The organism is Rhizobium oryzicola (assembly GCF_030504645.1).
Taxonomy (GTDB): domain Bacteria; phylum Pseudomonadota; class Alphaproteobacteria; order Rhizobiales; family Rhizobiaceae; genus Neorhizobium; species Neorhizobium oryzicola.
Genome location: NZ_JAUKWQ010000001.1, coordinates 247791 through 272893 on the forward strand (window position 1 = coordinate 247791; position 25103 = coordinate 272893).

At 60.4% G+C, this 25103-nt stretch carries 22 protein-coding genes; 14 read left to right on the forward strand and 8 right to left on the reverse strand.

Annotated elements, in window-relative coordinates:
- The first annotated feature begins 122 nt into the window (after positions 1–122).
- Positions 123–332, forward strand: coding sequence for a cold-shock protein (locus tag Q2T52_RS01230; RefSeq protein ID WP_302074862.1), 210 nt, complete (start codon positions 123–125; stop codon positions 330–332).
- Positions 333–512: 180 nt separating this feature from the next.
- Positions 513–737 carry a hypothetical protein gene (locus tag Q2T52_RS01235; RefSeq protein WP_302074863.1) on the forward strand — a complete coding sequence of 75 codons (225 nt, stop codon included), beginning with the start codon at positions 513–515 and terminating at the stop codon, positions 735–737.
- A 45-nt stretch (positions 738–782) separates the two neighbouring features.
- Here Q2T52_RS01235 and Q2T52_RS01240 read toward each other — a convergent pair whose 3' ends face one another.
- The 3 genes from Q2T52_RS01240 to Q2T52_RS01250 form a co-directional block, all read right to left on the reverse strand.
- Positions 783–2030: an aminopeptidase gene (locus Q2T52_RS01240; protein ID WP_302074864.1), complete on the reverse strand. Its 1248-nt coding sequence runs from the start codon at positions 2028–2030 to the stop codon at positions 783–785.
- A 69-nt stretch (positions 2031–2099) separates the two neighbouring features.
- Positions 2100–2576 carry a Cys-tRNA(Pro) deacylase gene (ybaK, locus tag Q2T52_RS01245; protein WP_302074865.1) on the reverse strand — a complete coding sequence of 159 codons (477 nt, stop codon included), beginning with the start codon at positions 2574–2576 and terminating at the stop codon, positions 2100–2102.
- Positions 2577–2582: 6 nt separating this feature from the next.
- Entirely contained in the window at positions 2583–2933 is a 351-nt protein-coding gene (locus tag Q2T52_RS01250) for an ArsC family reductase (protein WP_302074866.1), read from the reverse strand.
- Between the two features lie 177 nt (positions 2934–3110).
- Here Q2T52_RS01250 and Q2T52_RS01255 point away from each other — a divergent pair, with 177 nt between their 5' ends.
- The gene (locus tag Q2T52_RS01255) at positions 3111–3284 is read left to right on the forward strand and encodes a hypothetical protein (RefSeq protein WP_302074867.1); all 174 of its coding nucleotides are present in this window, start codon (positions 3111–3113) and stop codon (positions 3282–3284) included.
- An 86-nt stretch (positions 3285–3370) separates the two neighbouring features.
- Positions 3371–4819, forward strand: coding sequence for a methyl-accepting chemotaxis protein (locus tag Q2T52_RS01260; RefSeq protein WP_436799470.1), 1449 nt, complete (start codon positions 3371–3373; stop codon positions 4817–4819).
- Here Q2T52_RS01260 and Q2T52_RS01265 read toward each other — a convergent pair whose 3' ends face one another.
- Positions 4820–5869 (reverse strand): LacI family transcriptional regulator, encoded by a 1050-nt coding sequence (locus tag Q2T52_RS01265; protein WP_302074868.1) that lies wholly within the window; start codon positions 5867–5869, stop codon positions 4820–4822.
- A 419-nt stretch (positions 5870–6288) separates the two neighbouring features.
- Here Q2T52_RS01265 and Q2T52_RS01270 point away from each other — a divergent pair, with 419 nt between their 5' ends.
- The 9 genes from Q2T52_RS01270 to Q2T52_RS01310 all read left to right on the forward strand — a co-directional run bounded on the left by Q2T52_RS01270 (position 6289) and on the right by Q2T52_RS01310 (position 18084).
- Positions 6289–7524 (forward strand): ABC transporter substrate-binding protein, encoded by a 1236-nt coding sequence (locus tag Q2T52_RS01270; RefSeq protein WP_302074869.1) that lies wholly within the window; start codon positions 6289–6291, stop codon positions 7522–7524.
- A 133-nt stretch (positions 7525–7657) separates the two neighbouring features.
- A complete protein-coding gene (locus Q2T52_RS01275) occupies positions 7658–8560 on the forward strand; it encodes a carbohydrate ABC transporter permease (protein ID WP_302074870.1) in 903 nt (300 codons plus the stop codon).
- Complete coding sequence (locus Q2T52_RS01280) at positions 8553–9497, forward strand: carbohydrate ABC transporter permease (RefSeq protein WP_302074871.1); 945 nt, start codon at positions 8553–8555, stop codon at positions 9495–9497. The genes Q2T52_RS01275 and Q2T52_RS01280 overlap by 8 nt, the downstream gene beginning before the upstream one ends.
- A gap of 6 nt (positions 9498–9503) precedes the next feature.
- Entirely contained in the window at positions 9504–10592 is a 1089-nt protein-coding gene (locus Q2T52_RS01285) for an ABC transporter ATP-binding protein (RefSeq protein ID WP_302074872.1), read from the forward strand.
- Between the two features lie 182 nt (positions 10593–10774).
- Entirely contained in the window at positions 10775–13213 is a 2439-nt protein-coding gene (locus tag Q2T52_RS01290) for a beta-mannosidase (RefSeq protein ID WP_302074873.1), read from the forward strand.
- A 37-nt stretch (positions 13214–13250) separates the two neighbouring features.
- Positions 13251–14012 carry a sugar phosphate isomerase/epimerase family protein gene (locus Q2T52_RS01295; protein WP_302074874.1) on the forward strand — a complete coding sequence of 254 codons (762 nt, stop codon included), beginning with the start codon at positions 13251–13253 and terminating at the stop codon, positions 14010–14012.
- A 27-nt stretch (positions 14013–14039) separates the two neighbouring features.
- Positions 14040–15173 (forward strand): Gfo/Idh/MocA family protein, encoded by a 1134-nt coding sequence (locus tag Q2T52_RS01300; RefSeq protein WP_302074875.1) that lies wholly within the window; start codon positions 14040–14042, stop codon positions 15171–15173.
- Positions 15174–15337: 164 nt separating this feature from the next.
- On the forward strand, positions 15338–16960 hold the full coding sequence (locus Q2T52_RS01305) for a glycoside hydrolase family 43 protein (RefSeq protein WP_302074876.1): 1623 nt from the start codon (positions 15338–15340) through the stop codon (positions 16958–16960).
- Positions 16961–17283: 323 nt separating this feature from the next.
- On the forward strand, positions 17284–18084 hold the full coding sequence (locus tag Q2T52_RS01310) for a hypothetical protein (RefSeq protein ID WP_302074877.1): 801 nt from the start codon (positions 17284–17286) through the stop codon (positions 18082–18084).
- Positions 18085–18183: 99 nt separating this feature from the next.
- Here the strand turns inward: Q2T52_RS01310 and Q2T52_RS01315 are convergent, their stop codons facing one another.
- The 3 genes from Q2T52_RS01315 to Q2T52_RS01325 all read right to left on the reverse strand — a co-directional run bounded on the left by Q2T52_RS01315 (position 18184) and on the right by Q2T52_RS01325 (position 22731).
- Complete coding sequence (locus tag Q2T52_RS01315; RefSeq protein WP_302074878.1) at positions 18184–19527, reverse strand: ABC transporter ATP-binding protein; 1344 nt, start codon at positions 19525–19527, stop codon at positions 18184–18186.
- Between the two features lie 15 nt (positions 19528–19542).
- A complete protein-coding gene (locus Q2T52_RS01320) occupies positions 19543–21279 on the reverse strand; it encodes an ABC transporter permease (protein ID WP_302074879.1) in 1737 nt (578 codons plus the stop codon).
- 534 nt (positions 21280–21813) lie between these two features.
- Positions 21814–22731, reverse strand: a complete 918-nt coding sequence (locus tag Q2T52_RS01325; RefSeq protein ID WP_302074880.1) for a LysR family transcriptional regulator — start codon at positions 22729–22731, stop codon at positions 21814–21816.
- A gap of 103 nt (positions 22732–22834) precedes the next feature.
- On the opposite strand from Q2T52_RS01325, the gene Q2T52_RS01330 reads away from it, so the two are divergent.
- On the forward strand, positions 22835–23575 hold the full coding sequence (locus tag Q2T52_RS01330; RefSeq protein WP_302074881.1) for an SDR family oxidoreductase: 741 nt from the start codon (positions 22835–22837) through the stop codon (positions 23573–23575).
- A gap of 47 nt (positions 23576–23622) precedes the next feature.
- Here the strand turns inward: Q2T52_RS01330 and Q2T52_RS01335 are convergent, their stop codons facing one another.
- A complete protein-coding gene (locus tag Q2T52_RS01335) occupies positions 23623–25101 on the reverse strand; it encodes an NAD-dependent succinate-semialdehyde dehydrogenase (RefSeq protein ID WP_302074882.1) in 1479 nt (492 codons plus the stop codon).
- Between the last annotated feature and the right edge of the window lie 2 nt (positions 25102–25103).

Consider the following 25103-nt stretch of genomic DNA (forward strand, 5'->3'; position numbering starts at 1 on the left):
CTTTGGTTATCGCGCAGCCCATTGTTTGCGCCCTGGACGAATCTTCCTTTCAAAAATCGCGAAACTGCTCTGCGTCACGTCGTGGCGCGGATATCTTCAACGACGCTATGAAAGGGTTCATCATGACCACTGGCACCGTAAAATGGTTCAATTCCACCAAGGGCTTCGGCTTCATTCAGCCTGACAATGGCGGCCCGGACGCCTTCGTTCACATCTCCGCCGTCGAACGGTCGGGCATGCGCGAAATCGTCGAAGGCCAGAAGCTCGGCTACGACCTCGAGCGCGACATGAAGTCCGGCAAGATGTCGGCCTGCAATCTTCAGGCTGCTTGAACCGATACGGGATCTGTTCGCTTTGACCGCGGATGTACCGGCACTGTTGAACGAGATCTCTTGAGAGGTCAGGCAGCCCGCCTGGCCTTTTTCCGTTGATGCGCTGTCGCGAATTGCGATGCGCCCGGTCGAGCACGGCCTGTGCCATGCCCATCGACCAAACCTCCCATAGGAACCGATATGACCGAAACCTACAGCAAACCCCGCCAGCAGGCGGAACTTGCCTTTACCCGCGCCCGCTCGGATTTTCTGGCGCGCGACCGCGCTTTGGAAGAAGTGGATGCCGTCGCACTGGCCCGCGATGAAAAGACGCGCCGCCTCCGGGAAGCACGCCTTGCCAAGGAAAGCGAAACACGCACAGCCGTGACTGCGGCGCTGCTGGCCAAGCGCAGCCGCAAGGCGTGAGCGAACATCGGGCGGTTTGCCCCCCGATGTTCATAGAGAACGGCTTTAAGCCCATTCGCCCTGGCGCATGACGGGCACGCGGGTGCCATCGGCGTGGATACCGTCGATATCCACCTGACCGGAGCCGATCATCCAGTCGATATGGATGAGCGACGAGTTGCCGCCCTGCGCCTTGATCTGATCCTGCGTCAGCGATGCGCCGTTCAGGAAGCATTTCGAATAGCACTGGCCGAGCGCGATGTGGCACGATGCATTCTCGTCGAAGAGTGTGTTGAGGAACAGGATGCCCGACTGCGAGATCGGCGAGGAATGCGGCACCAGCGCCACTTCGCCCAGACGCCGCGCACCTTCATCCGTATCGAGAACCTTGTTCAGCACTGCCTCGCCCTTGCTGGCCTTCGCCTCGACAATGCGGCCCGCCTCGAAACGCACCTGGATATTGTCGATCAGCGTACCCTGATGCGAGAGCGGCTTGGTGGAGGAGACGTGGCCTTCCACCTTCAGCGCATGCGGCGTGGTGAACACTTCCTCGGTCGGGATATTTGGATTGCAGGTGACGCCATTCTTGGCGGTCGATGCGCCGCCATGCCATTCGTGACCATCGGCAAGACCGACCGTCAGGTCCGTGCCCGGGCCGGTGAAATGCAAGGCCGCAAAACGCTCGCCATTCAGCCAGGTGGAACGCTTCTTCAGATTGGCATTGTGCTGCGCCCAGGCCGCAATCGGATCGGCGACATCGACGCGGGATGCGGCGAAGATCGCATCTGCAAGCTTCCTGACCGCTTCATCCTCGGCAAGGTCCGGAAACACTTGGCGCGCCCAGGCCGGGTTCGGATAGGAGCAGATGTGCCAGTTGATGTCGAAGTTCGAGATCTTTTCCAGCGCCGGCTTGTAGGCCATGGAATTCGCCTTGTTGGCGCGCGCCACCTTTTCCGGGTCTTCATTGGCCAGCATCATCGGGTTGTCGCCAGCAATGGCGAGACGCGCGGCACCCTTTTCATAGGCCTTGGCCATGCCGTCATAGAGCCAGTTGGCGGCGCGGTCGAAGCTTGCATCCTGCGCGTTGCGATAGCGCGCCAGCGTGCTTTCCTCATCGGAAAAGATGGTCGTCACCACGCCAGCACCTGCCTTGTAGGCATGCTTGGTGATGAGGCGCACCAGCGGCAGGGCGGCAATCGGCGCCGTCATCACCAGATCCTGGTTCGCCTGTAGCTGCAGGCCCACTTTGACGGCCACCTCCGCCAGCTTCTCCAGCTTGGTGGAATCGATGACTTGCGTGTTTTCCGATGTCATGAAATCTGCCTATGTTAGGGATGCGGTTGAAATGACAGATAGGCGCTTGCAGCCCGGTCGGCAACGCGCTCAATCGGCAACAACGGGTGCAACGATGGCTTTCAACACGTCACGGGCATCCGCCGGCGACAGCCGCACCTGCAAGCCCCGCTGCCCGCCATTCATGTAAACGAGCGGCTCGGACAGTGCGGCCTCTTCGATGACGGTTGGTACCTGCTTCTTCTGGCCGAAGGGGCTTATGCCGCCGACCACATAGCCGGTGGCCTTCTCGGCTGCGGGCGGCTTCATCATCGCCGCCGACTTACCGCCAAAAGCTGCGGCGAGCTTCTTCATGGAAACCTCGTGATCGGAGGGCACCACCGCGCAAACGGCCTTGCCATCCACCTCCGCCATCAGCGTCTTCAGCACGCGATGCGGCTCCTCACCCAAAGCTTCCGCCGCCTGCAGGCCGATGCGTTCCGCGTTGGGGTCGTAGTCGTAGCTGTGGACGGTGAAGGCAACGCCGGCCTTGGCAAGTGTCTGGGTTGCGCGGGTGGTCTTGGACATGGGGTATCACCTGGAAGCGAACAGACCGTCATAGGTTTCAGGCTTGAAACCGATGGTCAAGCCGTCAGGCGTTTCCAACACTGGCCGCTTGATCATCGAAGGCTGGGCGAGCATCAGGGTAATGGCCTTTTGTTCATCAAGGTTCGATCGCTCCGCCTCATCCAGCTTACGAAACGTGGTGCCGGCACGATTCAGCACCGTCTCCCAGCCCTTTGCGGAGACCCAGGATTTCAGCCTATCCGCATCGATGCCTTCCGCCTTGTAGTCGTGAAAACGGTAGGTGATCTGGCGTTCGTCCAGCCAGTTCCGCGCCTTCTTCATCGTGTCGCAGTTCTTGATACCGTAGAGGGTGATCATTCGTTCGTTCCATGCTCCCTTTGTTTCATGCACAATGCCCTCTCTATGCCGTTTTCGCAAACGTTAAGAAAGCGTTAGGTATTCGACATGCGGTCAGTGCATGCCTCTTATCCCCTCTTGTGCATTGCGATCGGGGCAGGGGAGGCGCATATCGGGGACATCGAAAAGGAGATGAAGATGTCTACGAATATTAACAGGATGCGCGGTGGTTTCATCGGTCGTGCCATCACTGTTTTTGGTGCTGCTGCTCATGCGTCCGCTGCCGTTGAAAATGGCCGCAACCCCAAGAAGCAGGACCTTGCGAGACTCGGCATCGATCCGACGGCTTTCGATCTTCTGCGTTCGCGGTAAGCTAAGTAAGAGCTGAAATTCAGCACATTCTAATTCTTCATTAACCATGCAGGCGCACTCTTTCTCGCGAAGGTGGAGGATACGCCGTGCATGCAATGTTGAAGAATGCGCCGGATGACGGGCGACAGAGCTTTGTCGCTCCTGCCAGTGACGAATCTCGATTGCGCTCCGCAATAGATCGGTTGGCGCGCGAGGCCTCGGCGCTCGGACTGCACATTGTTGATATTACGGCGACCATTCAGGACACGGCGGCCCAATCCTCTGAACATGCGGGTCTGTTGGTGCGGCTTGCGGGATCTGCGCAATCCATCGCCACCTCCAATCGTGGCATTGCGGAATCGCTGGCCGAGACGGACCGGCTGGCATCCGGCGCGCGTTCCGTGCTGGGCGATCAGGCAAGTCAGCTCAGCAGTTCCTTGATGGCCATCGATCAGATGGTGTCTGCATCCGGAGAGATCGGAACGGAAATCCGTTCCTTTTCCGGCGCTCTGGCCGATGTCGGAAAGTTGGCGGACGATATCGGCACGATCGCCCGGCAAACCAATCTTCTGGCATTGAATGCAGCGATCGAGGCCGCGCGTGCAGGTGATGCCGGGAAAGGGTTTGCGGTCGTCGCGGCGGAAGTGCGGGCGCTATCATTGCAGACGTCCCAGACCACAAGCTCGATCCAGCAAACCTTGTCGCTACTCGGGCAGCGCATCGAGAAGCTGATTGCTGCAGGTGACGGCGCGCGCAGCTCTGCCGAGCAAGTCAAGTCCACGGCAGGTGGGGTGCAGGGCTCCTTCCGGGAAGTGGAGCAGTTGATGACGCGCATTCTCGACAGCGCGTCCACGCTGGCCCGATCGACGGAGAGCGTTGATCTGCAATGCACCGAATTTGCCTCCGCCATTGCTGTTGCCGCTGACCGCATTGGACAGTCCAACGACAAGCTTCAGCAGACGGCGCATCGCGCGGGCGAAGTGGTGACCATTTCCGAGCGCATGATCCAGGCGATTGCCGGCACGGGGCTTGAGACGCCGGATACCCCTTATATCAAAAAGGCCATGGCGGTCGCAGCGGAGATCGGCGCGGCATTCGAAGATGCTCTGCGCACCGGGCGCATCGACACGGGCCGCCTGTTCGACAGGCAGTATCGCGCCATCTCCGGCACCAATCCCGTGCAGTACATGGCCGCCTTCACGGATTTTACCGATCAGGTTCTGCCGCCGATCCAGGAAGAGGTGGCACAAAGCGACGAGCGGATCGCCTTTTGCGCCGCCATCGATGAAAACGGCTATCTGCCGACCCATAACAGAAAGTTCTCGCAGCCCCAGCGGCCGGGTGATGTGGACTGGAACACGGCCAATTCCCGCAATCGCCGCATCTTCAACGATCGCGTTGGTCTTGCCGCCGGTCGCAACACGGAGCCTTTCCTGCTGCAGACGTACCGGCGGGATATGGGCGGTGGCCAGTTCGTGATGATGAAAGACATTTCCGCGCCCATCACGGTGAACGGCAGGCATTGGGGCGGCCTGCGGCTTGCCATCCGGGCGTGATTAGTCTCTTGGGGCCATGGCCGACCAGACCGGCTGGCTGATGCTTTGTAGCAACTCGGGTGAGACGCCATCGATACGGGCAATCACCGCCTTGGCAAGCTCGCGGCCCGCATGGCGCACATCCTCGTTGATCGTGAGGATTTCCGGCCGGATCCAGTTGAGGAACTCCGCCGACTGCTTGGAAACCATGTCGACCGACTGCCCCAAACGGTGACCGGCTGCCTCCATGCCTGCCACCATGGCGATGGAGGAACTGCCGCTGATCGAGATGATCCCGTCCGGCGGCTCGGGTGAGCGCATCAGGCTTTCCATATGGCTGCGCAAGTGATCGAGCGAGGCTTCGCTTGAGATGCGCCCCATGGCAGCCTCCGTCGCGCCGAACTCCATCAGTCCACGCTCGAAGCCAATGCGTGTGTGCAGGTAATAGGAAAGCTTGGCCGGGGGCGGCAGAAGCGCAATCCGCTTGCGACCACGCGCCACCAGTCGCTGCACAGCCTGATAAGCAAAGGCCTCGTTGTCGAAATCATGAAAGGGATGAACAATCCCCATGTCGGTGCGGCCATGCGTGGCGAAGGGAAAATTGCGTTCCGTCATCAGCGCCACGCGCGGATCGTCCGGCGCCGTGCGGGAGATGATCATGCCATCGGCCGAACCGGTTTCAAGGATATAGCGCACCGGCACCATCGGGTCCTTCTGGTGCACATGCGGTGTCAGAACCAGGTGATACTGGGTGCCTGCCAGCACTTCGGAAATGCCGAACATGATCTGGCTGGTAAAGCCCATCAGTTCTTCCTCGATGCTGAGCACCAAGGCAATTACGTTGGTCTTGCCGGTGCGCAAGCGCACGCCCGCCCGGTTCGGCTGGTAGCCCAGCTGGTTCGCCACCAGGCGCACGCGCTCCTTGGTATCAGCGCCGATGTCCGGCGCATCCTTCAGCGCACGCGATACGGTCGTGATGCCGAGGCCCGTCATATAGGCGATCGTCTTCAGCGTCGGGCGCTCGCGCGCCGCTTGCGGCGTCACGCCCTTGTGTCTGTTGCTGTCATCCATGTATCGCCGCCACCCGTTGAAGACCGCGCCCTTATAAAGTCCTCCAGCGCTGTCTGCAAACGATGTGCCTCTCTCCCGACTGGAACGAAACAAGCAATAAAACTGTAACGTTACAGGAGAAATGTCGAGTGAAATTTCCTGGCCTATTGTCGAAAAAGCACGCAAAAGTAGCACAACGCAGGCGCGGAATCCTTTTTGCGTCCGCGAACGCTCCGGGCATTCTAAAATTGCTGTTTTCCGGTCAAATGGCCAAGTCTATTGGAGAATAGGACTGTCGGTGAACTCTCTGCGGTCGCAGCATAATACAACTAAAGAGAGTATTTGTCGGTATCTTAAAAATTTCTTTCGCTTTCCCGTTGCGCTCCTCCGCGCTTTGACATAGCTTTTTTACGGAAACGTTTCAGTGAGGGAGGAGACTCATGCGTCTGCAGTATTTGGCGGCTGTTCTGGCAGCCAGTGTGATGCTTCCGGCGGCTCATGCCGGGGCAACGGATCTGGAAGTAACCCATTGGTGGACCTCGGGCGGTGAAGCCGCCGCGGTCAAGGAATTGGCGAAAGCCTTCGACGCGTCCGGCAACAAATGGATCGACGGCGCCATTGCCGGTTCCGGCGGTACGGCCCGCCCGATCATGATCAGCCGCATCACAGGCGGCGACCCCATGGGTGCCACGCAGTTCAACCATGGTCGTCAGGCGCAGGAACTCGTGCAGGCCGGCCTGATGCGGGACCTGACCGATGTCGCCAAGCGCGAGAACTGGGAGAAGATCATCCGTCCCGCCGGGCTTCTGAAGTCCTGCACCATCGACGGCAAGATCTATTGCGCGCCGGTCAACATCCATTCCTGGCAGTGGCTGTGGCTCTCCAATGCCGCCTTCAAGAAGGCGGGCGTGGACGTGCCGAAGAACTGGAACGAATTCGTGGCGGCAGGTCCGGCCCTGCAGAAGGCCGGCATCCAGCCGCTGGCGCTCGGCGGCCAGCCCTGGCAGGCCAACGGCCTGTTCGACACGCTGATGATCTCGCTTGGCGGCAAGGACCTCTACACCAAGGTCTATCAGGACAAGGACAAGGCCACGATCACCGGGCCTGAGGTCGCCAAGATCTTCAAGGCGGCGGATGATGCCCGCAAGCTTTCCAAGGGCACCAATGTGCAGGATTGGAACCAGGCCACCAACATGGTGATAACAGGCAAGGCCGGCGGCCAGGTGATGGGTGACTGGGCGCAGGGCGAATTCCAGCTGGCCGGCCAGAAGGCCGGAACCGATTACAGCTGCCTGCCAGGCCTCGGCCTCAACGAATATCTAACCACCGGCGGCGACGCCTTCTATTTCCCGCTGCTGAAGGATCCAGCCAAGGCCAAGGCGCAGGAAGCGCTCGCTTCCGTTATCGTCGATCCAAAAACGCAGGTTGCCTTCAACTTGAAGAAGGGCTCGCTGCCGATCCGTGGCGACGTGGATCTGGGCGCTGCCAACGATTGCATGAAGAAGGGTCTGGCCATCCTTGACAAGGGTAGCGTCCTGACGAGCACCGACCAGTTGCTGTCGGCCGATACGCAGAAGCAGAAGGAGGACCTGTTCTCCGAATTCTTCGCCAGCACGTCCATGACGCCAGAGGCGGCACAGGCGCGCTTTGCCAAGATCGTGGCCGCTGCCGACTGATCATTCCCATACCCCCGGCATCGCCACCCCTCGGTGCCGGGGCACTCGCCGCCAGAGCGGCCAGTGAACGCGGAAAGATTGTTCGTAGAGTCTTACCTTTATCGATTGCCTGCGTGGAGGAGGATTCCGCCGCATGAGGTCAACTGTGCCTGCCGGACGGCCAAATCGTCTTTTTCGAAACCTGAATTCCAAGATCGCGCTGATCCCGATGATCCTGACGGCGCTTGTCGTCTTTCTCGGCGGCACGGTCTGGACCGTCGTCTATTCCTTCACCCGCTCGGGGCTTCTGCCGCGCCTGACCTTTGTCGGTCTCGACCAGTATGAGCGGCTCTGGGCGGCTCCGCGCTGGATCATCTCCATCCAGAATCTGGCCATCTATGGTGTGCTCTCGCTGATCTTCAGCCTGGTCATCGGCTTCATTCTGGCCGCCCTGATGGACCAGAAGATCCGCTTCGAGAACACATTCCGCACGATCTTTCTGTATCCTTTCGCCCTGTCCTTCATCGTCACCGGCCTCGTCTGGCAGTGGATCCTCAACCCGGAATTCGGCGTGCAGTCTGTGGTGCGCTCGATCGGCTTCACCAATTTCACCTTTGATCCGCTCTACAATTCGCAGATCGTCATCTATGGCGTCCTGATTGCCGGCCTCTGGCAGGGCACGGGGCTCGTCATGTGCCTGATGCTGGCAGGTCTGCGCGGCATTGACGAGGATATCTGGAAAGCTGCGCGTGTCGACGGCATCCCCATGTGGCGCACCTATCTCTTCATCGTCATTCCCATGATGCGCCCGGTCTTCATCACCACGCTGGTGCTGATCGCAAGCGGTATCGTCAAGGTTTACGATCTGGTGGTTGCGCAAACCAGCGGTGGCCCCGGCATCGCCTCGGAAGTGCCCGCAAAGTATGTTTACGATTACATGTTTCAGGCGCAGAACCTCGGCCAAGGCTTCGCGGCTTCCACCATGATGCTGATCACGGTCGCGATCATTGTCATCCCATGGGCTTACCTCGAATTCGGAGGAAAGAAGCGTGGCTAATATCAGCGCTCTCAACCAGACGGCTGCCGGATTCGATGCGGTCTCCGATCAACTGGGCAGCGGCCCGCGTGGCAAGAAACCCCGCCGCACCTTTTCCGGCCGCAATATCGTCATCTACGGCACGCTGTTCGTCGCCGCCGTCTACTACCTGCTGCCGCTTTATGTGATGGTGGTGACCTCCCTGAAGGGCATGCCGGAAATCCGCCTCGGCAATATCTTCTCGCCGCCGGTGGAAATCACCTTCGAACCCTGGGTCAAGGCCTGGGCCAGTGCCTGCACAGGCCTGAACTGCGATGGCCTCTCTCGCGGCTTTGGCAATTCGGTGCGCATCCTTCTGCCATCCGTCGTGGTTTCGATCATCGTCGCGTCGGTCAGTGGTTACGCGCTTGCCAACTGGCGCTTCAAGGGCGCGGACCTGTTCTTCTCGATCCTGATCGTCGGTGCCTTCATCCCCTATCAGGTGATGATCTATCCAATCGTCATCGTGCTGCGCGAACTCGGCATTTACGGCACGCTGACCGGTCTCGTCGTGGTGCACACCATCTTCGGCATGCCGATCCTGACGCTGCTCTTCCGCAACTATTTTACCTCTCTGCCGGAAGAACTGTTCAAGGCAGCCCGCATTGATGGCGCCGGCTTCTGGCAGATCTATTTCCGCATCATGCTGCCGATGTCGCTGCCGATCTTCGTGGTCGCGATCATCCTGCAGGTGACAGGCATCTGGAACGACTTCCTGTTCGGCGTCGTGTTCACGCGGCCGGATACCTATCCGATGACGGTGCAGCTCAACAACATCGTCAACTCGGTGCAGGGCGTGAAGGAATACAACGTCAACATGGCGGCAACGCTTCTGACGGGTGCCGTTCCTCTCTTCGTCTATTTCGTTTCAGGCAGACTTTTCGTCCGGGGCATTGCCGCCGGCGCAGTTAAGGGTTGAGCGCCTATGGCCAACAGTGTTTCCATTCGTGACCTTTCGCTTTCCTTTGGCGCGGTGACCGTGCTGAAGGACCTGAATCTGGACATCCGGGACGGCGAATTCCTGGTGCTGCTGGGCTCTTCCGGCTGTGGCAAGTCCACGCTTCTCAACTGCATCGCGGGCCTTTTGGAGCCGACGGACGGACAGATCTTCATCAAGGACAAGAATGTCACCTGGGAAGAGCCGAAGGATCGCGGCATCGGCATGGTGTTCCAGTCCTATGCGCTCTATCCGCAGATGACGGTCGAGAAGAACCTCTCCTTCGGGCTGCAGGTCGCCAAGATGCCGAAGCTGGAGATCGACAAGCGCGTGGCCCGCGCCGCCGAAATCCTGCAGATCGGCCCGCTTCTGAAGCGCCGCCCCGCCGCTCTCTCCGGCGGCCAGCGCCAGCGTGTCGCGATTGGCCGTGCGCTGGTGCGCGATGTGGATGTGTTCCTGTTCGATGAACCGCTGTCCAACCTCGATGCCAAGCTGCGCTCGGAACTGCGCGTGGAGATCAAGCGGCTGCACCAGCAGCTGAAGAACACCATGATCTATGTGACGCATGACCAGATCGAGGCGCTGACGCTGGCGGATCGCATCGCCATCATGAAGAGCGGCGTCATCCAGCAGCTGGATGATCCCATGGTCATCTACAACCGGCCGCGAAACCTGTTCGTGGCAGGCTTCATTGGTTCGCCGTCGATGAACTTCCTGCGCGGCGAAATCGCCAATGCCAATGATCGTCTCGTCTTCCGCACGCAAGGCGTGGATTTCAGCCTCGCCGGCTATCAGACATCAGAGACACTTGTGCCCGGCCGCAAGGTGGTGCTGGGCGTGCGCCCGGAACATATCGCCGTGGACGGGGACGTTCAGGGCGGAGAGCGTCACGAGGCGGTGGTCGATATCGAGGAGCCCATGGGCGCCGACAACCTGCTCTGGCTGAAGCATGCCGGCCATACACTGGCGGTCCGGACCGGCGGCGCCCGTCGCTACGCGCCCGGCACCCGTCTCACCCTCGGCTTCGACATGTCGCTCGCCTCGCTCTTCGATGCCGAGACCGAGGATCGCATCTGATGCAGGCGTTGCACAGGCGGCCGAAATCCCCCTCTGGCCTGCCGGCCATCTCCCCCACAAGGGGGGAGAAAACCTCGCGGCATCGTCTTGGTCCAATGGGGGCACTGAAAGTGCTGCGGGTTGAGCCCCTCCCACCTGTGGGGAGGGGTCTCTCCCGCGAGCGCCAGAAAAGGAATGACATCATGACCGTTGTCGATCTGGCCGGAACCTGGCATCTCTCTTCCGTCGATGGCGTACATCGCGCCGAAATGGTGCTGCCCGGCGATGTCCATTCGGCGCTTCAGGCCGCCAGCATCATTGCGGACCCCTATGCGGGCTGCAACGAAAACGATGTTCAATGGGTGGCGGAGACCGACTGGTTCGTCAGTCGCCGCTTTCATTTGGGTGAGGCGGCAGGCAGCTGGTATCTCGATATCGATTACCTCGATACGGTCGCGACCATCTTCGTCAATGATGTCGCCGTGCTGGAGGCGGATAACTGCTTCCTGCGCTACCGGCCGGATGTGTCCAAAGCGCTGAAGGCTGGCGAAAACGAGATCCGCATTCACTTCCGCTCCAACATTGTGGAGGGTGCTGCCCGCCAGTCACGCCAGCCCTTCTACATTCCCTATTCCACCGCCAACTCGCCGATCCCCAACGGCAATATGCTGCGCAAGCCGCAATGCCATTTCGGCTGGGACTGGAATATCGCCATTGCCCCGCTTGGTCTCTACGGCACGGTTGTGCTGAAGCAACTTACCGAAGCCCGTATCGAGCATGTCATGACGCGCCAGCATCACCGCGAGGGCGCGGTGGATGTCACCGTTTCTGTCACCTTGTTTGCCGATGGGCCGGGCGTAGTGCCGCTCATCGTTACATTGGGCGACGAAAGCGTGCGTCTTGATTGTGGCGTCCGGTCCGGTGAAACCACAGTCACGCAGGTCTTCACCATCGAAAACCCAAAACTCTGGTGGCCTGCCGGCAATGGCGAGCAGGCGCTTTATGATCTGACCGTCGAGGTGCCGGACGAAACGGTCAAGCGCCGGATCGGCCTGCGCATGGTCGAGCTTTTGACCGACAAGGACGAGGCGGGCAGCCGCTTTGCTTTCCGCATCAATGGCCGGGAAATCTTCTGCCGGGGTGCCAACTGGATTCCGGCCGATGCGCTTTTCTCCCGCACAAGTGAGGAGAAGACCCGCGATCTCCTGCAATCGGCTGTCGACGCCAACATGAACATGATCCGTGTCTGGGGCGGCGGTTTCTACGAGGCGGACTGGTTCTATGATCTCTGCGACGACCTGGGTTTGATGGTCTGGCAGGATTTCCAGTTCGCCTGCAACCTCTATCCCTCTACGCCGGACTTTCTCGACAATGTCGCGCGTGAGGTGGATTACCAGACGCGTAGGCTCATCACGCACCCTTCGATCGTGCTCTGGTGCGGCGACAACGAACTGGTGGGGGCGCTCACCTGGTTCGAGGAATCCCGCAACAATCGCGATCGCTATCTCGTCTCCTATGATCGGCTCAACCGTACGATTGAGCAGGCGCTGCAGAAGGCGGCGCCCGATGCCATCTGGTGGCCGTCGAGCCCTGCGTCCGGCTACCTCGATTACGGCGACGCCTGGCATGCGGATGGTTCCGGCGACATGCATTACTGGTCCGTCTGGCACGAGAACAAGCCCTTCGAGGATTACCGCAATGTGCGGCCCCGCTTCTGCTCGGAATTCGGCTTCCAGTCTTACACCTCGCTGCCTGTCATCGAGACCTATGCCGCGAAGAGCGATATGAACATCGCCTCGCCGGTCATGGAGCATCACCAGAAGAATGACGGCGGCAATGAGCGGATCGCAGGGACCATGTTCCGCAATTTTCGCTTCCCCAAGGACTTCCCGAATTTCGTTTATCTCAGCCAGGTGCAACAGGCGGTGGCGATCAAGACGGCCGTGGATTACTGGCGTTCGCTCAAGCCCCACTGCATGGGCACGCTCTACTGGCAGCTCAACGACACCTGGCCGGTCGCCTCCTGGTCGAGTCTCGATTACGGCGGCAATTGGAAAGTGCTGCATTACCTTGCGCGCCGCTTCTTCCAGCCGGTCACCATCGCGGCCATTCCCGATGGAGACGATATCCGTCTGTCGCTGGTCAATGACACGCTTGACGATGTGACCGTCACCATCAACGTCTCGCGGCTGACGCTTGGCGGCGAGCGGCATGAGCTGACCTCCGTCGAAGCGGTGGTGTCGCCGGATGCAGCAGTGACAGCGCTTCGCATTCCCCTTGCCGATCTCCCGAAAGGCGAACTGCTGGCCTGGAGCTTTACCGCCTCCAACGGCACAGGCGGCGAGGGGCATCATGTGATCGGCACCTACAAGGCGCTCGACCTACAGCCGCCGGGTTTGCACATGAGCGTGGAGCCTGCGCCGGACGGAGGATTTGACATTCTCGTACAGTCGGATGGGCTGGCGCTTTTCGTCATGCTGGAGAGCAAGACCCCCGGCCGTTACTCCGACAACGCCTTTGACCTCGCCCGCGGCGAAAGCCGCCGCATCACCTTCACCCCGACCTTAGCCCCCCAGGGCACCGTCACGGGCCAGCCCGTGTTCCGCCTTTACGATCTGCATTCCTCATCGAATGCGGATTGATCAGTTTCAAACGAGCCCCGGCCTTCAGGAGGACATCATGACCAAGCTCGGCTTCCAGCTTTACAGCGCCCGCAACTTCCAGCCCTTTTCGGAAATCTTCAAGAAACTCGCCAATGCCGGCTATGCGGAAGTGGAAGGTTATGGAGCGATCTATGCCAGCCTTGACGAGGCTTCGCTGAAGGCGCTGCGCCATGATCTGGATAGCTCTGGCCTCACCATGCCGACGGGCCACTTCAGCCTTGACCTGTTGGAAAAGGAGCCGCAGCGCGCGCTGGATATCGCGAAGACCCTCGGCGTCGAAGCAATCTACTGCCCGCATCTGGTCGCGGATCAGCGCCCCACGGATGCTGCCGGCTGGTTCGCCTTCGGCCAGCGGCTTCAGGCGGTCGGCAAGCCCTATCGCGACGCCGGCCTGGTGTTCGGCTGGCACAATCACGACTTCGAATTCAAGACTCTGGCCGATGGCTCGACACCACAGGAGCAGATCTTTGCCGGCGGCCCGGATCTCGCCTGGGAAGCGGATATTGCCTGGGTCATCCGTGGCGGGGCCGATCCCTTTGCCTGGATCGAAAGCTATGCCAAGCGCATCAAGGCCGTGCATGTGAAGGATATCGCGCCCGCTGGTGAGAATACCGATGAGGATGGCTGGGCAGATGTCGGCCACGGCACCGTGGACTGGAAGGGCCTGATCGTCGCGCTGAAGAAGACGCCGGTGAAGCACTACGTCGTTGAGCACGACAATCCCAAGGACATCGACCGTCTGATCACGCGCTCGATCGCAGCCTTCCAGACCTATTGAGACAAGAACGGAGTTTTGGAGTTTCCCATGACCAAGGAATTGGGCGTCGGCATCATCGGATGCGGCAATATTTCCACCACCTACCTGTCGCTCGCTCCGCTCTTCAAGGGCTTGAAGATGCTGGCCTGCGCGGACATCAACCCCGAAGCGGCCAAGCTTCGCGCCGAGGAATATGGCGTGACGGCGCAGACCGTCGAGGAGCTTCTGGCGAATGACGAGCTTGACGTCATCGTCAACCTCACCATTCCGGCCACGCATTTCTCGGTGTCGAAAGCCATCCTCGAAGCCGGCAAGCATGTCTATTCGGAAAAGCCGCTGGTGCTCTCCCTGGAGGAGGGCGAGGAACTCAGGGCGCTTGCCAAGGCCAAGAACCTTGCCGTCGGCTGCGCACCGGATACTTTTCTCGGCGGTTCGCACCAGCTCGCCCGCCAGTATATCGATGAGGGTGGCGTCGGGCGCATCACCTCGGGCACGTGCCATGTCATGAGCCCCGGCATGGAAAGCTGGCATCCGAATCCCGGCTTCTTCTTCCTGGCGGGCGGCGGCCCGATCCTCGATCTCGGCCCGTATTACATCGCCAACCTGATCAACCTGATCGGACCGGTGAAGCGCGTGGCTGCACTCACGTCCATGGCAAATCCGTTCCGCACCATCACCAGTCAGCCGCTGGCGGGAACGCAGATCCCGGTGGAGACGCCGACCAATATCCATGCGCTTATGGAGTTCCAGAACGGCGCCACCATCACACTGTCAGCCAGCTGGGATGTCTGGGCGCACCGCCACGCCAATATGGAGCTTTATGGCACGGAAGGTTCGATCTTCGTGCCGGATCCGAACTTCTTCGGCGGCAAGGTGGAGGTCAGCGGCCGCAGCAACGAGATCAAGCCGCTGGAAATGTGGGACCACCCCTTCGCCAAGGACAATCAGGAAAGCCCGCGCGGCCCCCGCGCCAATTACCGCACGGCAGGTCTGGCAGATATGGCGATGGCGCTGATCGAAAACCGCGATGCCCGCTGCTCACTGGAGCGCACGCTGCATGGCATTGACGTGATGACCGGCATCCTGAAATCCGGCGAGGATGGGCGTTTTGTGGACATGACCACCACCTGCACCCAGCCGGCGGCGCTCGGCATCGATGAGGCGCTGGCGCTGCTGCGGTAGACGCTTTTGTGTTTACCCCCCTCTGTCCTGCCGGACATCTCCCCCCATGAGGGGGGAGATGTCCGGCAGGACAGAGGGGGCTCACATGCTGGCATGGACCCAGAGAGGGCACATTCGGGGTTAAGCCGAACGCTCGGCAATCCACCACCTGAGGAGAAAACGCGATGATCCGTAATCCGATCCTGCCCGGCTTCAACCCGGACCCGTCGATCTGCCGCGTAGGCGAGGATTACTATATCGCCACCTCCACCTTCGAATGGTATCCAGGCGTGCAGATCCATCATTCGCGGGATCTGGTGAACTGGAAGCTCGTACGCCGACCGCTGGAGCGCAAAAGCCAGCTGGACATGCGCGGCAATCCGGACAGCTGCGGTATCTGGGCCCCATGCCTCTCCTATGCGGACGGACTGTTCTGGCTCGTCTATACGGATGTGAAGCGCTTCGACGGCAACTTCAAGGACGCGCACAACTACATCGTGACGTCACCGACCATCGAAGGCGAATGGTCCGATCCGATTTATGTCAATTCCTCGGGCTTCGATCCCTCGCTGTTTCATGACGACGACGGCCGCAAATGGTTCGTCAACATGCAGTGGAACCACCGTACAGAAAGCTTTGGCGGCTCGCCGAAAAGCCCGGCCTTCGATGGCATTCTGCTGCAGGAATGGGACCCGCAGACGAAGCGTCTGACCGGACCGGTCAGGAACATCTTTGCGGGAAGTCCGCTCGGGCTTGTGGAGGGCCCGCATCTCTTCAAGCGCAACGGCTGGTATTATCTGACCACGGCCGAGGGCGGCACGGGCTATGACCATGCGGTGACCATGGCGCGCTCCCGCACCATAGACGGACCTTATCAGATGCATCCGGAGATGCATCTGATCACCTCGAAGGACGCGCCGGATGCCGTGCTGCAAAGGGCAGGGCACGGACAGTATGTGGAAACGCCTGACGGTCAGGCCTATCATACGCATCTCTGCGGCCGTCCGCTTGCGCCGAAACGCCGCTGTACGCTGGGCCGAGAAACGGCCCTGCAGAAATGCGTCTGGCGCGATGATTGGCTCTATCTTGCCCATGGTGGCATGGTGCCGGCGGTTCATGTGCCGGCACCCGGCGATGCAGAGCCGGAGGCGAAACCCGCCCGTATCGAATATCGCTTCGATCAGCCTGAGCTCCACGCCGATTTCCAGTGGCTCAGAACCCCGGAACCGCAGCGCATCTTTTCGTTGAGCGAGAGGCCCGGCGTGTTGCGCCTGTATGGCCGCGAGAGCATCGGCTCCTGGTTCGAGCAGTCGCTGGTGGCGCGGCGGCAGGAGCATCATAGCTTCCGGGCGGAGACGGTGGTGGAATTCAAGCCCGAGACCTATCAGCAGGTGGCGGGGCTGACGTATTACTATAACAGGCACAAGTTCCATGCGGTGGCCGTCAGCCTGCATGAAACGCTGGGCCGCGTGGCGACCATCTTATCCTGCCCCGGCGATTTTCCGCACGGCAAGCTGAGCTTCCCGGTAGGCGCCGGCGAAGCGATCCCGGATGGGCCGGTGCATCTCGCCATGCAGGTCGACGGCAACGACCTGCAGTTTTCTTATCGTATGGGTGAGGGCGGAAACTGGCAGCCGCTCGGTCCGGTTCTCGATGCCGGTGTGGTCTCTGATGAAGGCGGTCGCGGCGAGCACGGTTCTTTCACAGGCGCCTTCACCGGAATATTTGCTTTCGACATTACCGGTTCTGCGAGGGTCGCGGATTTCACAGGCTTCATCTATGAAGGGAAACCTGCTACACAGGGTTGAAGCAATATTGCCATGTTTTATTATATTCTATGAGAGTGTTGTTGGTTGCGCAAACAACGGCACTGCAAGATTGCCTCAAGTAATACGACTCACTATAGACTTGCCGTTACGGCAAGCGAAACGATTACCGAGCAAGTAAGAAAGTTCGCTCTGCCCGAAAAGCCGCATATCATTTCAAAGTCAACCAGTGTTGGCTGGGTGCGGCCTCGCGGAAGTAGACGATGGCGCCAGGCGCGAAAAGGAATCTCGTGGTCGTTCGGGCGGGCAAGGCCTCGCTGCATCCAGCTTGGCTAAATCAATCTTGGGAAACTCGCTCCTTTGATATGATTGTCAGCTATTATTCTGAGGAAGCCTATGCGGCGCATGTGGCCCAACCCGGTGTGCAGGCGGTACTGGTCAAGGGCGGCAAGTGGGATGGTCTTTACAAAACGCTGACCGCGGAGGGGATCGATCTGTCAGCCTATGATTACATCTGGCTGCCGGATGACGACATTGACACCAACGGCGAGGCGATCGAAACCATCTTCGGCATGGCGTACGAGCACGGGCTGACGGTCTGCCAGCCATCGTTGACGCCGCAGAGCTATTTCAGCCATTTCCTGCTGATTCAATGCGCTGCCTTCCGCCTGCGATACACCAATTACATCGAGATCATGGTGCCGTGCCTCAGCCGTGAGGTCTTGCTGCGTGCTCTGCCGTTGTTCAAGAACACCATGAGCGGTTTTGGGCTGGACTATATCTGGTGCCGCTGGCCGGAATCCGGTGCGTTTCGCTGCGCCATCCTTGATGAGGTGGCTGTCTTTCACACAAGACCTGTTGGCAAGCATCTGAAGGCTGCCATGACCGGTGCCGGCTTGTCCGCCAAGGGCGAAGAGGGCGAACTGAAAGAACATTTCGGCCTGCGCGGACGCGTGGTGCCGGTAGCCTATGCGGCAATTGCGGCAGACGGAACGCCGGTGACGGGACGCTACCGCATCGGCCGAAAGATGGTGGCCTATTGGCTGGAGAACCTGACGGCCTTCCGCGACCGGGGCGAAGCCTGGCGCAAGGCGATCCAGATCCTCAAGCGGCAATATGTGAAGAAGGTCGAGATGACCATTCTGAAAGCGCGCGAACCGGCATGACGCGCATGTCGCACAAAACTGTGCAGCGGTTTTGCGATTACGACATGCTCAAAACAATTGCTCTGGAAGGGGCGGCTTGGCCGCCCCTCACCACTTTCGTCAAGCCGGGTTTTCCAGGCTGAACGTGCGGGTGTGTTCATCATAGCTGAACAGTTCCCCGTAGCGTCCCCAGGAAATGACAGCGCGCATGGTTTCTTCGGCCCGGTCTTCCGACATCGTGTCCTCCAACTCCTCGCAGAAGCGGGTAAAGGGGGCACGGTGTGTCGGCCGTTCGTCCAACACGCGGCGAATGAGGGCTGCGAGGGGGACATAGGCGATCAGATGATCGGCAAACAGCTTCTTGCGCTGGTCGACATCCGAATGCACGAAGCGTTGGCCGAATTCCGTCAGGCTCACGTCACCCTCTTCCAGCTCCGCCATGCGCAGCAGCTGCAACGTCTCGACAATGGGGAAGAGATCATCCACTTCCATGCGCAGTATCCGTGCCAGATCCGGCAGGTCGGCCTTCCCGTCGAAAGGGGCGCCTGCCACCGCCTCCATCAGGCCGGACAGCAGGTTGGTGGACACCTTGGGCAAGGCCATCCCGAGACCCACACCGGGAATGCCGTCATTGGCGCGCTTCTCGGTTTTCTCTGCCGGATTGCGCTGCGTCATGCGGGCATAGATATCGTCCACCAGTTCGCGGAAAACCGGGTCCATGCGGTCGCGCGGATGCGGCAGATCCACCTTCAATTCCACGGCCACGCGACCCGGATTGGAGGAGAAGATGAGGATGCGGTCGCACATCAGCACGGCCTCTTCGATGTTGTGCGTCACCATCAGGATGGACTTGATCGGCAGACGGCCCTCGATCCACAGATCGATGAGATCGGTGCGCAGTGTCTCGGCCGTCAGCACGTCGAGCGCCGAGAAGGGCTCATCCATCAGCATCAGGCGCGGATGTACGACCAGCGCCCGGGCAAAGCCGACGCGCTGGCGCATGCCGCCGGAAAGCTCCTTCGGGTAGGCGCTTTCAAAGCCGTCGAGGCCGATGAGGTCGATGGCGTTAAGTGCACGGCGGCGGCGCTCGGCAGCAGGAATGCCGAGGGCTTCGAGACCGATCTCGACATTCTGCAGCACGGTCAGCCAGGGAAACAGGGCAAAGCTCTGGAAGACCATGGAAAGTCCATCGCAGGGGCCGGTGACCGGCTTGCCGCACCAGTTGACGGTGCCGCTGGTGGCATGCAGCAGGCCGGCGATGATGCGCAGGAGGGTGGACTTGCCGGAGCCGGAACGGCCGAGCAGGCCGACGATCTCGCCCTCATGGATGTTCAGCGAGACGTTGTCGAGCACGACAAGATCGGCATTGTCGCCCTTGTGGTAGACCTGACGGACATTGGCGACATCGACCAGGCGGGCGGCTTCGGAAACGGAGTGTACGGTGTTCATTTCAACGACGGACATGGGACCAGTCCTTTCTCAAGCGATACGCAGACGGCGGTTGGAGAAGGCGTAGAGCGGACGCCAGACCAGCCGGTTGAACAGAATGACGAAGAGCGACATGACGGCGATGCCGAGCACGATGCGCGGGTAATCCCCTGCTTCGGTCGCCTGGGCGATGTAGGCGCCAAGGCCGTGCGCGGTCAGCTTGTTCTCGCCCCAGCTTGCCACTTCGGCAACAATCGAGGCATTCCAGGAGCCGCCGCTGGCGGTGATGGCGCCGGTCACATAATAGGGGAAGATCCCGGGAATGATGACCTTGAACCACCAGTTCCAGCCGCCGATGCGGAAGGTGGAAGCTGCCTCTCTGAGATCGCTGGGGAAGGCGCTCGCGCCAGCGATCACGTTGAAGAGGATGTACCACTGGGTTCCGAGCACCATCAGCGGCGACAGCCACACATCCGCATTCAGCCCCAGCTTGACGATGACAACCACGGCGAAGGGGAAGATGATATTGGCCGGGAAGGCGGCGAGGAACTGGGCCAGCGGCTGGACCCGTTCGGCCACAGCAGGTCGCAGACCGATCCACACACCAACAGGCACCCAGATCACAGTCGCGATCACCATCAGCACCACCACGCGCAGCATGGTCAGCAGGCCAAGCTCCACAGTGGTGATCACCTCCGTCATTCCGAGTTCGGTGGCAATGAAGCTGACGATAAGCCAGATGGCATAGGCGGTGCCGAGCGCCACTGCAATCAGCCACAGTCGCTCTGCCCATACGCTGTCCCACGCCGAGACGAGCGTGCGGGGCGCCGGCATGCGCAGGGCCATGCGTTGCTTCGGCAGTACCGAAAGCAGCTTTGCGACAGGCGCAAACACCAGCTGCAGCAGCCGTGCGCGACGGGCCATGTCCAGCACCCAGGAACGGGGGGCATCGCCGCTCGCCGTCTGGTCCATGCGGAACTTGTCGCCCCAGGCGACCAGTGGGCGAAAAAGCAGCTGGTCATAAAGTAGGATCAGCCCCAGCATGACGAGCACGGCATAGCCGACCGCCGGCAGGTTCTGCTGCTGAATGGCAAGCGACACATAGGAGCCGATGCCGGGCAGGGTGATGGTGTTGTTGCCGACCGAAATGGCTTCGGATGCGACCACGAAGAACCAGCCACCGGACATGGACATCATCGTGTTCCACACGAGACCGGGCATGGAAAAGGGCACTTCCAGCCGCCAGAAGCGCTGCCAGCCGGTCAGCCGGAAACTTTGGCTCGCCTCGTCCAGATCGCGCGGCACCGTCTTCAGCGACTGGTAGAAGCTGAAGGTCATGTTCCAGGCCTGGCTGGTGAAGATGGCGAAGATCGCCGCCAGCTCCACGCCCATGACCTTGCCGGGAAACAGCGCCATGAAACCGGCGACGGTAAACGACAGGAAGCCGAGCACCGGCACCGATTGCAGGATGTCCAGAAGCGGGATCAGCACCATCTCGGCGCGGCGGCTCTTGGCGGCCAGTGCACCATAGATGAACGTGAAGATCAGCGAGGCGATGATGGCCGCAAACATGCGCAGCGTCGTGCGCAGCGCATATTCCGGCAGCATCGAGACATCGAGAGACAGAGGTGTGGCGTTCAGTGCCTCCAGCGGCGCCATGGTTTCCTGGCCGCCGTGAAGCAGAAGCGTGAGGCTGCCGAAGATCAGCCCGAAGGCGAAGGCATCCCAAAGATTCGGGGCAAACCGGTGCCGTTGACCGGCAGCCATGGCCGGATGATGCATGGTCATGATCGATAACCCGTAATTCCGAAATGAAGTCGGGCCGCGCGCAAAGGCACAGCCGATGACGCACTCGCCGCGAAAGCAGCGAGGATCAGCGACTTATTCGGTCACCGCAGTCGGATGTGCGGGACACGGGCTGACGGATGCGGAAGATGCAATACCGCATGGCTCACCTCTGATTTCTCAGCCTGCCGGCGGAGCGGGTGAACCAGCGCGCTCAAAGAGAGCTGTCAGGTTCAGAGCGTCTCCACGAGCAGGCTCGTGCTAGATCGACTACTGGAGCTATCCATAAAGGACAAAATTTCCCTGATTGATGCCGGACGAACTTCCGACGTGCGCGATATTGCGCTGCACTCTTTGTGAGTCAAGCGGATTTTTATGACAGTATGAAGTGAGGATATTGGCTGCCTGAAGCGAAGCTGAAGTTTTAAAAACCGTTCGTTTCAGATACAACTCTGGATGAAAGGATATCCTTGTTTTCCAAAGAGTTGGCAACGCTCCGCCACCAGAAGTTCACGCTATAAACATTTTCGTGATTGGTTATCGACGTAAGGGGCTGGGTGAGCCAAGGTTAGCGGATGCGAACACATCCGAAGCCCAGTTCAGAAACACTCGCAGTCGAGGGGACAGCTGCCGGCTACGGTGATAAAGTGCCGAAAGCGGTGTCGGCGTCGGCGGATAGTCGCTCAGGATCTCCACCAGATGACCGGACTCAAGATCGGTTTGCAGGCGATAACGCGGTGCCTGGATGATGCCGAAGCCCAAGCGCGCCAGCTCGGCCATGGTGCCGGAGTCATTGACGCTGACCCGGCTCTGAACGCGGATCATGACCGGCTTCTTATCCAGCATGAATTCCAGCGGCATCACTTCGCCCGTGCGCGACGAAATGAAGCCAACGCATTGATGGTCGGTCAGCTCCTGCGGATGCGTGGGCCTGCCGAAACGCTCCAGATAGCCGGGGCTCGCGCAGGTGACTTCTGCGATGGTCCCGAGTTTTCGCACGATTAGATCACTGTCCTGAAGCTCTCCGGCGCGGATGGCGCAATCCACCCCCTCACGGATGAGATCGACCACCCGATCGCCTTGCCCGATCTGGAGGTCGAGATGCGGATAGCGCTGCAGAAACTCCGGCAATTTGGGCAGAAGAAATCTCTGGGTCAGGTAAGGGTGGGCGTCGATGCGCAGCAGGCCGCGCGGCTCCGCGTCACGAAAAATGCTCTCCGCGTCCTCCACATCGGCTAGGATGCCGAGACATCGCTGATAGAAGGCTTCGCCGTCCAGCGTCGGCGCCACATGCCGTGTCGTTCGCTGCAGAAGACTGGCGCCGAGATCTGCTTCCAACTGCTTGATCACTTCGGTGACAGTCGAGCGGGCAAGGCCGAGATCCGCGGCAGCGGCGGAAAAGCTCCGCCTTTCCACGATCCGCACAAAAAGCTGAAGTCTGTCGAAACGATCCATGCCCATTGTTCAGCATGGGCGAAAAGACTTGTCAATCTGCTGCCAATTGTTAGGCGCGGTGCGACGCTCTATCTCTTGTTCATCCAATTGAAAGGAAACGATCATGAGCACGACAGAGAACAGAGTAGCCATCGTCACGGGCGGGTCGAAGGGTATCGGGGCGGCGATCTCCGAGCGGCTTGCGGCCGATGGCTTTGCCGTCGTCCTGAACTATTCCAGCGATGCAGAGGCGGCGCGGGGCGTGGTGGAGAAAATTACCAAAGCCGGTGGCCAGGCTCTGGCCGTGCAGGCGGATATCGGCGATGCGGGTGCCGCCAAGCTTTTGTTCGACAAGGCGGAAGAAGCATTCGGCCAAGTGGATGTGCTGGTCAACAATGCCGGCATCATGGCTCTGAAGCCGCTTGCCGAAACGGATGACGACGCCTTCGAGCGGCATATCGCCGTCAATCTCACCGGTACCTTCCGCGGCATGCGCGAAGGTGCAAACCGGTTGCGGGATGGCGGCCGCATCATCAATTTTTCGACCAGCATCATCGGAACCTATCTGCCGACCTATGGCGCCTATGCCGCCTCCAAGGGCGGTGTCGAGGCGCTGACGCATGTGCTGGCGAAGGAACTTGGCAAGCGGCGCATTTCGGTCAATGCGGTCGCACCGGGGCCGGTCGAGACGGACCTCTTCATGCGCGACAAGCCGCCGGAACTGGTGCAGAACATCATGAATGCAAACCCGCAGGGTCGCCTGGGCCAGCCGTCGGATATCGCGGCTGTGGTCTCTTTCCTGGCCAAGCCGGAAAGCGGCTGGGTGAGCGGGCAAATCATTCGTGCCAATGGCGCGATGATCTAAGACCTGTTGCGTGGGAAGGCTCGCCTGCGCGAGCCTTCCGCATGCGGTCAGACGCTGAGGCAGAGATACTTCACTTCGAGATAATCCTCGATGCCGTATTTCGAGCCCTCGCGGCCCTGGCCGCTCTGCTTGATGCCGCCGAACGGTGCGACTTCCGTGGAGATGAGGCCGGTATTCACGCCGACCATGCCGTACTCCAGGGCCTCCGCGACGCGGAAGACCTTCGAGAGGTCCTTGGCGTAGAAGTAGGAGGCAAGGCCGAACTCCGTGTTGTTGGCCATGGCGATCACTTCCTCCTCCGTCTCGAAGCGGAAGAGCGGGGCAACGGGCCCGAAGGTCTCTTCCCGCGCCACCTTCATGTCAGGCGTAACACCGGTCAGCACGGTCGGTTCGAAGAACAGGCCGCCGCGTGCATCACGCTTGCCGCCCAGCGCCACGGACGCACCCTTGGCGAGAGCGTCAGAAATATGGTCTTCCACCTTGGCCAGCGCCTTGTCCGAGATCAGCGGGCCGGCATTGACGCCCGCCTCGAAACCGTCTCCAACCTTGATGGTCGCCACCTTGGCGGCGAGCTTTTCGGCAAAAGCCTCATAGACGCCTGCCTGCACATAGAGGCGGTTGGCGCAGACGCAGGTCTGGCCGTTGTTGCGGTACTTGGAGACGATCGCCCCCTCGACGGCGGCATCGAGATCCGCATCATCAAACACGATGAAGGGCGCGTTGCCGCCGAGTTCCAGACCGAGCTTCAGGATCTGGTCTGCGCCCTGGCGCATCAGGATCTTGCCGACATTTGTGGAGCCAGTGAAGGTCAGCTTGCGCACCTTGTCATTGGCGCACATCTCCTGGCCGACGCTGGCGGAATCGGTCGAGAGGATGATGTTGTAGAGCCCGGCGGGCAGGCCAGCGCGTTCCGCGAGAACGGCAAGCGCCAAGGCCGAAAGCGGGGTTTCGGCAGCGGGTTTCGACACCATCGCGCAACCGGCGGCCAGTGCCGGAGCCAGCTTGCGGGCCAGCATGGCGTTGGGGAAGTTCCACGGCGTGATTGCCGCCACGACACCCACCGGCTGCTTGATGACAATGATGCGCTTGTCCGGCTGGTGGCCGGGAATGGTATCGCCGTAAACACGCTTGGCTTCCTCGCCGAACCATTCGACGTAGGACGCACCGTAGAGAATCTCGCCGCGCGCTTCCGCCCAAGGCTTGCCCATTTCCATGGTGAGGATGGTTGCCAGATCATCGGCATTGGCCACCATCAGGTCGTAGAGCTTGCGCAAGATCCCGGCGCGTTCCTTGCCCGTCTTCGCGGCCCAGGCCTTTTGCGCCGTATACGCGGCATCGATTGCGCGGGCGGTTTCCGCCCGGCCCATGTTCGGCAGCGTGGCAATCACCTCGCCCGTGGCCGGGTTGGTCACGTCGAAGCTTGCGCTGCTGTCGCTGGCTGCCACCCAATCCGCGCCGATGGGAGCCTTGTCGGTGACAAGGCTCGGGTCTTTCAGCTTCTCAATCAGTTTTGCCGAAATCGCCATGG